This is a genomic window from Bacillus sp. FSL K6-3149, assembly GCF_038630515.1.
GTDB lineage: Bacteria > Bacillota > Bacilli > Bacillales > Bacillaceae > Bacillus > Bacillus pumilus.
Genome location: NZ_CP152034.1, coordinates 3,486,746 through 3,499,884, shown reverse-complemented (window position 1 = coordinate 3,499,884; position 13,139 = coordinate 3,486,746). Strand labels below are relative to the sequence as shown.

The window sequence follows — 13,139 nt, the reverse complement described above, 5'->3', positions numbered from 1 at the left end:
ACAGCTTGCAAAATGGGTCTAAACAAAGTATACTATTTTTCGTGAACTTCTTGTTCGCAGACTCATTCGGGTATACTTAAAGGGTTAGGACCTCTTTGGACTAACTTTCCCCCGTGGTATATGTCCGGTCCGGCTGCTTAGAACTTCACTCTTTCATTCTTGTTTAAGGGGGGTCCATGATGGAAACAATCGGACGTCACGTTATCTCCGAGCTATGGGGATGCGACTGTGATAAACTGAACGACATGGATTTTATTGAAAAAACGTTTGTAAATGCAGCTTTGAAATCAGGAGCTGAAGTAAGAGAGGTTGCTTTTCACAAATTTGCACCTCAAGGAGTAAGTGGAGTTGTCATTATTTCTGAATCTCATCTGACAATTCACAGCTTTCCTGAACATGGTTATGCGAGCATAGATGTTTATACTTGCGGCGACCTAGATCCGAATATCGCAGCAGATCATATCGGAGATGAATTAGGTGCTGAAACAAGAGAAAACATTGAAATTCCTCGAGGCATGGGACCTGTACAAGTGAAACAGGCGCAAGCCAAAGCACTGTAAACATAAAAAAAGATCGCAATGGGAGCTGGCCAAAAGCATTGAAATGCCTTTGTGTTATGCTCCTTTTTATATTTGTTTGATAGAGAAAATCCAACATTCCCCAACTTGCCTATACTTTTGTTCTAGGAAAACAAAGGTTTTTTTTATAAAATAAAGAAGAGGCATTATGGCAAAGGGGATACGTAGATGATTTTAGGACAAAAGTTCAAACGGTTCATGTCAAACCATACAGAAACATCTGACGAGCATCCAGTGTCAGAACTGAAAAGCCATTACTACAAATCGACGAATGCGCAAGTTTTTCAAGCGGTGGAAGCCATGCTTTCTGGGCACGCTTCCTATCAAGTGACATCTGTTTCAGCAGAACGAGGTGAAATCAGCGCAAACATCAGTATGCCGAAAAAAGCCTTTCTCGTAGCGACTGTCATTTCAATTCGTCCTTTTGAAACAGCTGTCGATTTTAATGTGACAACAGAAACAGCCTTGCCAACAGATTTTGGCTATAGTGAGAAAACGGTTTTTTCCCTTTATGATGAACTAGACAAACAACTTCCAAGAATAGATCGGAGCTGATGAAATGAAATGTCCCACATGTCAGCACCTTGGCACAAGGGTGCTTGATTCAAGACCAGTAGATGAAGGGAAATCCATCCGTCGTAGAAGAGAGTGCGAAAGCTGCCAATATCGCTTTACGACGTTTGAGAAATTAGAAGAATTACCACTGATTGTGGTGAAAAAAGAAGGAATTCGAGAAGAATTCAGCCGCGAAAAGATGCTGAGAGGACTCATAAAAGCATGTGAAAAGCGACCTGTTGCTTTAAAGCAGCTGGAGGATGTCTGCTTTAATATTGAAAAAGAACTGCGTAATCAAGGTATGTCAGAAGTGAAAAGTGAGCTTGTAGGTGAAATGGTGATGGACGAGCTGGCAAAAATTGATGAAGTGTCTTACGTCAGGTTTGCCTCCGTTTACCGGCAGTTTAAAGATATCAACGTCTTTATTGATGAATTAAAAGATTTATTAAAGAAAGAACGCTAAAAAAGAGCTGAAGATACTTCATGCTCTTTTTCCTGCGTAAAGCGTAAAACGCAAAAAGGGTGTACAATAGAAACAATTGCAATTCATGGGGAGGATCAGCATATGACAGAGCATTGGAAGGAAGTGCTAGCCGTCGATCCGTATGTCGTCAAAAGCGCTTCATTGCTCGGTGACATCGATAGACAGCTCATCACTCTTTTATATCAGCCGCTTATAGGCATGTCCGCTTTCAGCTTATATATGACGCTGTGGGGAGAGCTGGAACAAAATCGTATGTGGGGGAAACCCGCACCTCATCGGCAGCTCATGGTCATGCTGCAAACGAATTTGAATGATATTTTTAAGGAACGTTTAAAGCTTGAAGCGATTGGTTTACTCCGCACATATGAACAGGAAACGGAAGAAGGCAGACTGTTTACATATGAGCTTGTGCCGCCGTTAAGACCAGATGAGTTTTTCCAAGATGGTATGCTGAATGTTCTGCTGTACCATCGTGTAGAGAAAGCGAAATATATGCAGCTTCGTGATTATTTCTCATATCCCGGTGTTCCGGCAGAGGCAAAGAACATCTCGCGGTCGTTTGAAGAAGTTTTTCACGTATTGCAGCCAGGTGAACGCAGGATGACAGAAGAAATCAATCAGGCGTCATCACTTGATCAGGGCTATGAATATGTGACCGTTGGATCGAGTCAGCCGGCTCCTCTCTCAGACGAATCCTTTGATTTCGATTTATTGTTAGCAGGCATGTCTGATATGATGATTCCAAGAAAGGCTTTGACAAAGCAGGTGAAAGAAACCATTAAGAAGTTAGCCGTTGTATACGGCATCACCCCGCTTCAAATGCAAAATATTGTAGCAGGCGCCTGTGGTTCGGATCAAATGATCTCAACAGAAGAGCTGAGAAAAGCGGCAAGAGACTGGTACCAAATTGAATACAGAGGCGAGCAGCCAAAACTCATTGATCAAAAACAGCCGAGACACTTGCGTCAAGATGCTTCAAAAGCGCCAGTGGCAGATACGCCGGATGCCAAATTGATTGAAAAGCTTGATCATATTTCGCCTAGGGAGCTGCTAAAAGATATGGCTGACGGCATTGAGCCAACATATGCCGACTTAAGAATTGTCGAAGATATTATGCTTGAGCAGCAGCTAGAGCCAGGTGTCATGAACGTTTTGATCTACTATACATTACTGAAAACAGATATGAAGCTGTCGAAAACATATATGCAAAAAATCGCCGCTCATTGGGTGAGAAAGAAAATTAAAACCGTAGCGGCGGCCATGAAAATGGCCAAAGAAGAGAACAGGCAAATGACAGAGTGGGCGCAGCAGAAAAAGCAGCGTAGCACATACGGATCAGGGAAAGTTGTCCGTGAAGAGAAGCTTCCTGACTGGATGAAAGAAACCGAAACGAAAGAACAGCCTGCAAAAGAACAAACAGACAGCCTGTCGACAGAAGACCTCGAACGAGAAAAAGAAAAACTGTTAGATCAGTTTAAAAATATGAAAAAGTACAATGCACATTAAGATGAGGTGAGATGAGGATGAAACCGATCGGTCGTTCATTTGAACAGCTAAAAGGGCGCGTAGATTTTCGTGTGAGATATAATCAGATTAAAGAGAGTGTGTTATCTGATGAAGATGTAAAAGCCTTTTTACAGGAGCACCAAGAAGACATACACGAAGACATGATCAATCGCAGCTTGAACCGGCTTTTTGAATATGTGCAGCAGTCGAAGGGCTGTTCATATTGCTTAGATGAAGAGAACGTCAATGCGATTTTAGACGGTCATCACCCGAAGCTTGTGATCAAAGGTCAGAGTATTGATATTGAATATTCCCCTTGTCCAGTCAAGCTGCGGCTCGATAGACAGAAAAAACAGCAAGAGCTCATGAAAAGCATGTACATTCCGCAAAATGTTCTTCAAGCGACGTTCGCTGATTTGAACGTTGTGGGAAGACAGGAAGTCATTCAAAAAGTAGGGCAATTCCTGCAAAGCTATGATGAGACGGGCAAAGGGAAGGGCTTATATTTACACGGAAAGTTTGGAGTAGGAAAAACGTATATTCTGGCAGCCATTGCGCAGCAGTTAGCGGAGAAGGAATACCCATCTCTCCTTGTGTACGTGCCTGAATTTGTGAGAGAGCTAAAAAATTCGTTAGCCGATCATACACTAGAATCAAAACTGAACATGGTCAAATCCACCCCTATTTTAATGCTTGATGATATTGGGGCAGAGTCGATGACAAGCTGGGTTCGAGATGAACTACTCGGAACGATTTTACAATACCGTATGGCAGAGCAGCTGCCGACTTTCTTCTCTTCTAATTTCTCACCAAGTGAACTGAAGCATCACTTTACGTACTCACAGCGCGGGGAAAAAGAAGAGGTCAAAGCCGCTCGTTTAATGGAACGGATTCTCTATTTAGCAGAGGCAGTCTTGCTCGAAGGAGAAAACCGCCGTCATTTATAAAAGCGTTTATCACTTGAAGGAGGAGCAAATGAAATGAACAAAAGAAAATGGCTGCTTTTTCTCGTGATTGCAGGTCTCGCTGTTTTACTGTGGTGGCTGAACAAACAGCATCTTCAGCTGGCGCCGATAGATGTGAAAAATTGGGTGCTTCAATTTGGGATGCTGGCACCCTTTGTTTTTCTTTTCTTATCTCTTTTTCGCCCGTTTGTTCTCGTCCCTATTACGGTTTTTTCGCTGGCAGCAGGTTTGGCATTTGGCAGTGTTCTTGGGACGATTTATGCCCTCGTTGGTGCTACCGCCGGAGCAACATGCTCCTTCCTGCTTGCCACAACCTTTCGTGCAAAAAAGAAGGAAACAGAATCAAGCAGCCGGAAGCTGAAAGCGGTGACGTCCCGCATTCAGGAGCATGGGTTTCTTTACATTTTGTTATTGCGAATTGCCCCAATCCATTTTGACTTTGTCAGCTATGCGGCAGCAGCTTCACGTGCAAATTATCGTGCATTTACGGCAGCTACCTTTTTAGGCTTAATACCGGGTACAGTTGCATTAAATGTCCTTGGCTCAAGCTTTGTCAGCGGCAATTATGCCGCTTTAGCAATCGTTTGTTTGATTTATCTAATCTTTATCTCAGTTCCGCTCATTTTAAAAAGAAAGATGCCTGATTTATTTTAGGCGTCTATTTTTTATGTTCTCCCCATATATATGTAACAGATGTCGTTAGGGGGGACAAACATGCTTGAAATAATCTTTGAAGATGAATATGATACCGCCGCTTTTTTACATCTTGCTGAACACTTGGACAGTCGGCATCACATGTCAATTCAACAAGGGAAAGACCGGCTTCTCATAGAGGCGAAGGAATCAAAGGAAGGACTTGAGTCCATTGTGCGGCCATTACTGGTTCACTTTTTTTTGGAATGCAAAGAAAATGAGCGCATGCGCAGCATTCTTGAAAACACGTATCTATTTAAAGATCCTGAAGAGCAGCACCAAATTCTTTCAATTGCCCACAGCATCATGAACGGGGATTTAGATGATATTCCCGGCATTCATCAAGAACCGTCAAGAGAAGCCCTGTTAACAAAGGAGCTCGAGACGATTTCTTTACAGCAAGGTATTTTTTCAATTGGTTCATTTATGACATTCAGACTGTCAGAGTATGACAGGAGGCTGAAGAACTATGTTGAAGTCTCCATTGAAGAATACAAAATGGAACAAGAATATCAAAACTTCATTCAATCGCTTCGAGACTATGTGATGGCAAAAGAACCGAAGCTCGAAAAAGTACATGTTGTGCATCAGGATCGCCTGATGATTTGGGAATTTCGGTACGCTTCTGAGCGTGATCAAAAACAATACATAGACAGACAGTTTGTAAGAGAGCATCCAATGTATATTGATTCGCAGCTGATTGCACCACTCGTATCCATAGCGCCCAAAAAGATTGACCTGTTTACAAATGATACAGGTCACTCGATGGTACAGACCATTCAAAATATTTTTCAAGAAAGGGTCGAGGTATTCCCGGCTCATTCATTTCAAGAACACAATGTTCAATTTGTCCATGATCATTTGGAAGAGAAAAGTGAAAAGCTTTCTTGATTTTCACGAAAAAACGTTTTATAATACGGTGTAACTTCATACAAAGACCGTATTGATAAGGACATGAACAAATGAACACCCGCTTAAAGAGAGGGAAGCCGCGGCTGAAAGCTTCCTAGCAGAGGACCATTTGCTTTACCACCTTTGAACATCAGCTGTGAACGTTTTAGTAATGGCTGACGGGAATTCCCGTTATCGAACCACAAGCCGTGTTTGCTTATGAAAAAGTAAGCTGCAAATACGGGAAAAAGGGTGGAACCACGATTCCGTTTTATTCAACCTCGTCCCTTTCCAGGGGGCGGGGTTTTTATATTGCCAAAAAAAGGAGTGACCAGAGATGTCAGAACAAATTCAACTTACATTTCCAGATGGAGCAGTCAAGGAGTTTGACAAAACAGCTACAACAGAAGACATCGCGGCATCAATTAGCCCAGGCCTAAAGAAAAAAGCGCTTGCCGGTAAATTGAACGGCAAAGAAATAGATCTGCGTACGCCGCTATTAGAAAGTGGAACAATTGAGATCATCACAGATAAAAGTGATGAAGCACTCGACATTATGCGCCACAGCACAGCTCATTTGCTAGCACAGGCAATCAAACGCCTGTATGGAAAAGAGCATCACGTTCAGTTTGGCGTAGGTCCTGTGATTGAAAATGGCTTCTACTACGATGTGGACATCGATGTTGCCATCACACCGGAAGATTTACCAAAGATTGAAAAAGAAATGAAAAAAATCATTAACAGCAATCTGCCAATCGAGCGAATTGAAGTATCAAGAGAAGAAGCGAAAAAACGCTTTGAAGCGATTGGTGATCAATTAAAGCTTGAGCTGTTAGAGGCGATTCCAGAAGGTGAAGCTGTCACGATTTATGAGCAGGGTGAATTCTTTGATCTCTGCCGCGGCATTCACTTGCCGTCAACAGGGAAAATCAAAGAGTTTAAGCTGTTAAGCCTTGCAGGTGCATACTGGAGAGGTGACAGCAACAATCAAATGCTTCAGCGTATTTACGGTACAGCTTTCTTCAGCAAAGATGATCTAAATGAGCATCTACGCCTGCTTGAAGAAGCGAAAGAACGCGATCACCGTAAACTAGGAAAAGAGCTGAAACTGTTTGCGAACTCTCAAAAGGTAGGTCAAGGTCTACCGCTTTGGCTGCCAAAAGGCGCAACGATCCGCCGCGTTATTGAGCGTTACATTGTTGATAAAGAAGTACGCCTTGGTTATGAGCATGTGTATACACCAGTTCTTGCAAATGTTGAATTGTATAAAACATCAGGGCACTGGGCGCATTATCAAGAAGACATGTTCCCTGTGATGGAAATGGACAATGAAGATCTTGTTCTTCGTCCGATGAACTGTCCTCACCATATGATGATTTACAAAAACGAGCCGCATAGCTATCGCGAATTGCCAATTCGTATTGCAGAGCTTGGTACAATGCACCGTTATGAAATGTCAGGTGCTTTATCTGGCCTTCAGCGTGTTCGCGGTATGACATTAAACGATGCCCATATCTTTGTACGTCCAGATCAAATCAAAGACGAATTCATTCGTACAGTTCGCCTAATTGAAGAAGTGTATCAAGACTTTGGCTTGAATGACTACACATTCCGCTTATCTTACCGTGATCCAGAAGATACTGAGAAGTATTTCGACGATGATGCCATGTGGAATAAAGCGCAATCGATGCTAAAGGATGCAATGGACGAGCTTGGTCATGACTATTATGAGGCAGAAGGCGAAGCGGCATTTTATGGTCCGAAGCTTGACGTTCAAGTGAAGACAGCTCTTGGAAAAGAAGAGACACTGTCTACTGTACAGCTTGATTTCTTACTTCCAGAGCGCTTCGATCTCACATATATCGGAGAAGATGGCAAGCACCATCGTCCAGTCGTGATTCATAGAGGTGTTGTTTCTACAATGGAGCGTTTTGTTGCCTTCTTAATTGAAGAATACAAAGGAGCCCTACCAACTTGGCTGGCACCTGTACAATTCCAAGTCATCCCGGTTTCACCATCTGTCCATTTAGACTATGCGAAAAAAGTACAAGAACGTTTGCAGCTTGAAGGTCTTCGTGTAGAGCTTGACAGCCGTGATGAAAAAATCGGATACAAAATTAGAGAAGCGCAAATGCAAAAGATCCCGTACATGCTAGTCGTCGGAGATCAAGAAGCAGAAAATGGCGCTGTCAATGTTAGAAAGTACGGAGAGCAAGATTCAGAAACAATGGATCTTGAAGCCTTTGTGAAACATGCAGTAGCAGAAGCGAAAAAATAATCTTTTTCAAGCGAAGCAGTCAGTGATCTTTCTCCTTAGATCACTGGCTTTTTCTTTTTGGGAAAAATTCTCCACTAGTGATCCAGTCCCTTGAATGATACGTTTAGATAGTATGAAAGTATGGGTAAGTATGTACTATTGGTTCGAGTTAAATTGGGGGTATGAAAGCGATGATGAAAACAACAAACACTTTATCATCACAAGTATTGGAGCGATCAGCAGTACTTCGTGCATTGGAACACTCACTGGCGATGATTGAATTTGATGTGACAGGTGAAGTGCTATGGGTCAATGATATTTTTGCAAAAGCCATGGGATATTCAAAGCAAGAGATGATTGGTTTAAAACATAGACAGTTTTGTCCTCCTCATATTGCAGAACACGCAAGCTATCAAATGTTTTGGAAGCGTTTGAAAGAGGGGCAAGTCTTTCAGGAAAAGGTGCAGCGGACGACGAAGAATGGTGACAGCTTATGGCTTGAAGCGACATATACACCTGTCCGCAATGAAGAGGAACGCGTAGTGGGTGTTGTGAAAGTCGCAACAGATATAACAGAAAGAGAAAGCACGATGAAACAGGTCGTAGGCGATTTAAAGGACATGTCTGCGAAATTAATGGAGCGAGCAGAAGTGGGCATCCAGCATAGTCAAAGAGTCAATGTCTCCTTTGATCATATAGCAAACGAAACAGATCAAAATATGAGCTTACTAGAAGGATTAACAGAGCAGGTAGAGTCCATCAGCTCCATCGCTAAAACGATTAACAGCATTTCCTCACAAACCCAGCTCCTTGCATTAAATGCGGCGATCGAAGCAGCCCATGCAGGTTCCTATGGAAATGGCTTTAGTGTAGTGGCGGCAGAAATTCGAAAGCTTGCAACTGATTCAAAAGAAGCGATCGTCAAAGTAGATCAATATGTAAAGGCGATTCATGCGGAAGTAGAGAAGGTCAGCAGCGGAACGAGCCGGGCCAAGACAACGGTGTTTACAAATCGCGATCTTGTAAAGCAGGCAAGTGAGGAATTTATGAATGTAGGAGAAGCAGCCCGCAGCTTAGACAAGCAAGCGCAAAGTCTAGCGGGAATTGTGTAGTTTGAGCACACAAAAAACACCCAATCTCGTTAGGAGAAGGGTGTTTTCTCGTTTGTTCTATTTTAATATATCAAACAATTCATGTAAGTCTTTGATTTCATAATCTGGCGTTACATCTGTTTCGTTCTTTTTGCCATGTCGATTGATCCAAACGGTTTGAATCCCGGCTCGAGATGCCCCAAGAATATCTGTTTTTGGATTATCTCCCACCATGATCACATCGTCTTTTGTTAGATTTAACAGCTGAAGGCAGTGCTCAAAGATGCCAGGGTCAGGTTTGCCTTTCCCGTAATCTCCTGAAATGACAATTTCATTAAAATAAGGTGCAAGCTCAGGAACACCGGCCAGTTTTTCCTTTTGAAGACTAGGATCTCCGTTTGTTAAAAGGAGCAATTCATAGCTGCCTTTCAGACGGTCTAAAACAGGGTACGTTTCTTCATAGACAAATGGGCGTTTTCTCCGCTCTGCTGCAAAGAAATCAGCCAAATATTGTCCAAATGCCTCATCGTCAATTCCTGCTTCTTTTAAGCCATTGGTCCAAGCGTTCTTGCGATACTCTGGTGCAAGGGCATTCAATTTTTGAAAGCCTTCGCTAATCGGTTCACTAAAATTGGACCACAGTCCTTCGAAAGGATTAATTCCGATCATGACAGTATAATCATATGTTTCATAGGACGAATACAGCTTTCTTGCTTCTTCACGTACAATTTGTTCAAATGTTTCTGGATTCAGTCCATATTTCTTTTCCGCTTCGCGGCATGTTTCCTGAAAAGTGGTGTGAATGCTTTTTTCATCCCAAAGCAAAGTATCATCTAAATCGAAAAATACGGCTTTCATGATCTTCTCCCTTGTTATGTATGTGTTACCTTCAATTGCAAGTGACGGCTCAAGTTCATTTTACAATAGAAGATGAGGGCAATAAAGAAAAGATTTGAGAGATATTTGAACATTGACCGCACATGATAGAATAGAAAGACAGTAAATAATACATACATCAATTGAGGTGGCAGGTTTGCTTCATTTAATTATTATGATGATCGAGCGTGTTGGGATCATCGTTATTTTAGGGTTTGTGCTTGCCCATGTGAAGGGCTTTCGCAATCTATTGCTTCATAATGAAGGGTTTCGAAAAAAGGCAGTCCTTGTCTTTATTTTTGCTTCTTTTAGTATTATCAGCAATTACACAGGAATTGAAATCCAGCAGCAGATGGTCATGAATCATGAGTTTTCCTATCATCTCGGCTCGTCAAGCTCAATTGCCAATACGAGAATCATGGGAATCGAAATGGGCGGATTAATAGGAGGGCCGTTTGTTGGCATTGGTGCAGGGCTTTTAGCTGGGATTCATCGCTATTCATTAGGAGGAAGCACGGCACTCAGTTGTGCGATTTCTTCGATTTTAGCCGGTGTGATTGCAGGCTATGTTGGCAGCAGGTTTAAGCGGAAGAATCGAATGGTGACACCTCGCCAAGCCGCACTTTTTGGTGTGGCAATGGAATCCTTGCAGATGATTATTATCCTTCTATTTGCAAAGCCATTTGCTGAAGCTTGGGGGCTTGTGAGTATTATTGCCCTGCCGATGATTTTTGTGAATGGAATTGGTAGCTTTATCTTTTTATCGATTTTACAGTCAGTCATTCGGCAAGAAGAGCAGGCAAAGGCGATGCAGACACACCGTGTATTTTCAATCGCCGATCAAACGCTGCCTTTCTTCCGCCAAGGGTTAAATGAACAGTCATGTAAAAGCGTGGCGGAGATCATTCATCGATTAACAGAAACAGATGCGGTCTCCTTAACCGATACAGAAAAGATTTTAGCGCATGTTGGAGATGGGACGGATCATCATATTCCCTCGAAAATCCTCATTACAGGACTGTCGAAACAAGTATTGATGAGCGGCAAAATTATGAAGGCACATTCGAAAGATGAAATCAATTGTTCAGTCACCCATTGCCCGCTTCAAGCGGCGATTGTGCTGCCCCTCACCTCCAATGGTCAAACGATCGGAACGTTAAAAATGTATTTCAATTCTCCGGTCGGATTAAGCAGGGTAGAGGAGGAGCTTGCAGAAGGCTTGGCAATGCTGTTTTCCACACAGCTTGAGCTTGGAGAGGCAGAAACCCAAAGCCGCCTGCTAAAAGATGCAGAGATCAAAGCACTTCAAGCGCAAGTGAATCCGCACTTTTTATTTAACGCCATTAATACCATCTCTGTCTTGTGCAGAACGAACGTAGAGATGGCTAGAAAGCTGCTGCTTCAGCTGAGTATATATTTTCGATCCAATTTGCAAGGCGCCCGCCAGCTGCTCATTCCACTTCATAAAGAAATTCAGCATGTAGAAGCCTATTTGTCACTTGAACAAGCAAGGTTTCCAAATAAATACCACGTGACCTTTCAAATTGAAAAGGAGCTAGAGCAGGTGATGATTCCGCCATTTGTGCTTCAGGTGCTTGTTGAAAATGCAGTGAGACACGCATTTCCTAAACATCAAACGAGCTGTGAAGTCATCGTATCTGCTGTGATGAAAGATGGGCATGTCAATATGAAAGTGACGGATAATGGACAGGGAATCGAGAATGACAAGATGGCTCAGTTATTAAAAGCGCCTGTTGAATCCAAAGAAGGAACAGGTACGGCTCTTTTTAATTTAGATCAGCGGTTAAGAGGGATTTTTGGCAGACAAGCCGCTCTATCTATTCATAGCGGCCAAGGCACTGACATCTCATTTCGCATTCCAATGGACTATGTAAAAGAGGATGATTTTCGTTGATAAATGTATTAATCGTAGATGATGAAGTGTTAGCAAGAGACGAATTAAAATACTTATTACGCAGAACGAAAGAGGATGTTCAAATAGAGGAAGCAGAAAATATAGAATCAGCTTTTGACCGGATGGTGGATCATAAGCCGGACCTGCTCTTTTTAGACATTGATTTATCTGGTGAAAATGGATTTGATATTGCCAAAAGGCTCAACCGGATGTCTGATCCGCCAGCAATTGTATTTGCGACAGCCTTTGATCAGTATGCGCTGAAGGCGTTTGAGGTCAGTGCGCTCGATTATTTAACAAAACCATTTGATGAAGAACGGCTTTTGCAAACGATCCAAAAGTTTAAAAAGTGGAAATCTGTTGAGACGCAAGATCACCAGCTATCAGATGAGAAAATCCCCCATCAGCAAAAGCTAGCCATCTCAGTCGATGATTCAATTGTCATTCTGCAAGTAGAAGAGATCATGTATGTAGGGCTCAGTGAGGGGAAAAAGGTTGTGAAAACAAAGGATCACATGTATGAGGTCACAGAACCGCTTGTGGTCATTGAAAAGAAACTCCCTGAGGCTTATTTTATGAGGGTTCATCGAAGCTATATCGTGAACACCTCTCATATGAAAGAAGTACAGCCGTGGTTTAATTCGACGTATAATCTGCATATGACAGACGGGTCGATTATTCCTGTCAGCCGCACTTACGCCAAAGAACTAAAGAAGTCGCTCCTGCTAGATTAGGACGGCTTTTTTTATTTGTATTTCAATACTCGTTTTCTGCATTTCATTCATTGAATCCGGCGAGTTTGATTGTAAACGCTTCATTCATTTATTTCATGCCATATACTGAGGGCAGTCGAAGAAAGAGGTGAAGGGGCATGAGTGCCACTAAAGTATATGGATTTCTATCTCAAGCATTTATCTTTGCAACCGTAATGTTCGTTTCTAATCTCATTTCAATGTATTTACCAATTCCGATGCCTGCATCTGTGATTGGTCTGGTTCTATTATTTGTTTTGCTGACAACGAAAATCGTCAAACTGGAGCAAGTGGAGCAATTAGGTACATCATTGACAGGGCTCATTAGCTTTCTATTTGTTCCCTCTGGTATCTCGGTTATTCAATCACTAGGTGTCATGCAAGAAGTAGGTGTGCAAGTCGTCGGTGTCATTATCATTGCAACGATTATGTTACTAGCAGCGACAGGGCTATTCACGCAGCTTCTCATGCAATTATCAGACAAACCACAGAAACGTAAAGAGACAAAGGAGAGCAAATCGACTCCTTCTCATTCTAATAAACCAGCTTCAAGTACGCATTAAAGGAGAGATGCAG

The 13,139-nt window shown here is 42.4% G+C and carries 13 protein-coding genes; 12 read left to right on the top strand and 1 reads right to left on the bottom strand.

Features of this window, described 5'->3' with window-relative positions; genetic code table 11:
- Positions 1-179 precede the first annotated feature (179 nt).
- From speD to MHB83_RS17820, 9 genes are all read left to right on the top strand, one after another.
- A complete protein-coding gene (speD, locus tag MHB83_RS17860; RefSeq protein WP_003216492.1) occupies positions 180-560 on the top strand; it encodes an adenosylmethionine decarboxylase in 381 nt (126 codons plus the stop codon).
- A gap of 186 nt (positions 561-746) precedes the next feature.
- Positions 747-1,133: a hypothetical protein gene (locus MHB83_RS17855; RefSeq protein ID WP_003216254.1), complete on the top strand. Its 387-nt coding sequence runs from the start codon at positions 747-749 to the stop codon at positions 1,131-1,133.
- A gap of 4 nt (positions 1,134-1,137) precedes the next feature.
- Positions 1,138-1,596, top strand: a complete 459-nt coding sequence (gene nrdR, locus MHB83_RS17850; RefSeq protein WP_003216720.1) for a transcriptional regulator NrdR — start codon at positions 1,138-1,140, stop codon at positions 1,594-1,596.
- A gap of 102 nt (positions 1,597-1,698) precedes the next feature.
- The gene (locus tag MHB83_RS17845) at positions 1,699-3,123 is read left to right on the top strand and encodes a replication initiation and membrane attachment family protein (protein ID WP_342496524.1); all 1,425 of its coding nucleotides are present in this window, start codon (positions 1,699-1,701) and stop codon (positions 3,121-3,123) included.
- Positions 3,124-3,140: 17 nt separating this feature from the next.
- The gene (gene dnaI, locus MHB83_RS17840; RefSeq protein ID WP_342496523.1) at positions 3,141-4,070 is read left to right on the top strand and encodes a primosomal protein DnaI; all 930 of its coding nucleotides are present in this window, start codon (positions 3,141-3,143) and stop codon (positions 4,068-4,070) included.
- A gap of 33 nt (positions 4,071-4,103) precedes the next feature.
- Entirely contained in the window at positions 4,104-4,742 is a 639-nt protein-coding gene (locus MHB83_RS17835) for a TVP38/TMEM64 family protein (RefSeq protein WP_253622349.1), read from the top strand.
- 60 nt (positions 4,743-4,802) lie between these two features.
- Positions 4,803-5,672, top strand: coding sequence for a putative sporulation protein YtxC (ytxC, locus tag MHB83_RS17830; RefSeq protein ID WP_065098570.1), 870 nt, complete (start codon positions 4,803-4,805; stop codon positions 5,670-5,672).
- Positions 5,673-6,009: 337 nt separating this feature from the next.
- Positions 6,010-7,950 carry a threonine--tRNA ligase gene (thrS, locus tag MHB83_RS17825; RefSeq protein WP_065098569.1) on the top strand — a complete coding sequence of 647 codons (1,941 nt, stop codon included), beginning with the start codon at positions 6,010-6,012 and terminating at the stop codon, positions 7,948-7,950.
- 170 nt (positions 7,951-8,120) lie between these two features.
- Complete coding sequence (locus MHB83_RS17820) at positions 8,121-9,041, top strand: methyl-accepting chemotaxis protein (protein ID WP_342496522.1); 921 nt, start codon at positions 8,121-8,123, stop codon at positions 9,039-9,041.
- Between the two features lie 57 nt (positions 9,042-9,098).
- Here MHB83_RS17820 and MHB83_RS17815 read toward each other — a convergent pair whose 3' ends face one another.
- On the bottom strand, positions 9,099-9,878 hold the full coding sequence (locus MHB83_RS17815) for an HAD family hydrolase (protein WP_061409040.1): 780 nt from the start codon (positions 9,876-9,878) through the stop codon (positions 9,099-9,101).
- Between the two features lie 175 nt (positions 9,879-10,053).
- On the opposite strand from MHB83_RS17815, the gene MHB83_RS17810 reads away from it, so the two are divergent.
- The 3 genes from MHB83_RS17810 (at position 10,054) to lrgA (ending at position 13,126) form a co-directional block, all read left to right on the top strand.
- Complete coding sequence (locus MHB83_RS17810; RefSeq protein WP_342496521.1) at positions 10,054-11,811, top strand: sensor histidine kinase; 1,758 nt, start codon at positions 10,054-10,056, stop codon at positions 11,809-11,811.
- Positions 11,808-12,545: a LytTR family transcriptional regulator DNA-binding domain-containing protein gene (locus MHB83_RS17805; protein ID WP_253622352.1), complete on the top strand. Its 738-nt coding sequence runs from the start codon at positions 11,808-11,810 to the stop codon at positions 12,543-12,545. Before MHB83_RS17810 ends, MHB83_RS17805 begins: the two co-directional genes overlap by 4 nt.
- Before the next feature lie 137 nt (positions 12,546-12,682).
- Positions 12,683-13,126, top strand: coding sequence for an antiholin-like murein hydrolase modulator LrgA (gene lrgA / locus MHB83_RS17800; RefSeq protein WP_003216712.1), 444 nt, complete (start codon positions 12,683-12,685; stop codon positions 13,124-13,126).
- Positions 13,127-13,139: the final 13 nt, after the last annotated feature.

What these genes read in the sequence shown, in the direction of transcription:
- dnaI (WP_342496523.1), top strand. Translation starts at nt 3,141, where the DNA reads ATGAAACCGATCGGTCGTTCATTTGAACAGCTAAAAGGGCGCGTAGAT.
- ytxC (WP_065098570.1), top strand. Translation starts at nt 4,803, where the DNA reads ATGCTTGAAATAATCTTTGAAGATGAATATGATACCGCCGCTTTTTTA.
- MHB83_RS17820 (WP_342496522.1), top strand. Translation starts at nt 8,121, where the DNA reads ATGATGAAAACAACAAACACTTTATCATCACAAGTATTGGAGCGATCA.
- nrdR (WP_003216720.1), top strand. Translation starts at nt 1,138, where the DNA reads ATGAAATGTCCCACATGTCAGCACCTTGGCACAAGGGTGCTTGATTCA.
- MHB83_RS17835 (WP_253622349.1), top strand. Translation starts at nt 4,104, where the DNA reads ATGAACAAAAGAAAATGGCTGCTTTTTCTCGTGATTGCAGGTCTCGCT.
- MHB83_RS17815 (WP_061409040.1), bottom strand. Translation starts at nt 9,878, where the DNA reads ATGAAAGCCGTATTTTTCGATTTAGATGATACTTTGCTTTGGGATGAA.
- MHB83_RS17855 (WP_003216254.1), top strand. Translation starts at nt 747, where the DNA reads ATGATTTTAGGACAAAAGTTCAAACGGTTCATGTCAAACCATACAGAA.
- thrS (WP_065098569.1), top strand. Translation starts at nt 6,010, where the DNA reads ATGTCAGAACAAATTCAACTTACATTTCCAGATGGAGCAGTCAAGGAG.
- MHB83_RS17845 (WP_342496524.1), top strand. Translation starts at nt 1,699, where the DNA reads ATGACAGAGCATTGGAAGGAAGTGCTAGCCGTCGATCCGTATGTCGTC.
- lrgA (WP_003216712.1), top strand. Translation starts at nt 12,683, where the DNA reads ATGAGTGCCACTAAAGTATATGGATTTCTATCTCAAGCATTTATCTTT.
- speD (WP_003216492.1), top strand. Translation starts at nt 180, where the DNA reads ATGGAAACAATCGGACGTCACGTTATCTCCGAGCTATGGGGATGCGAC.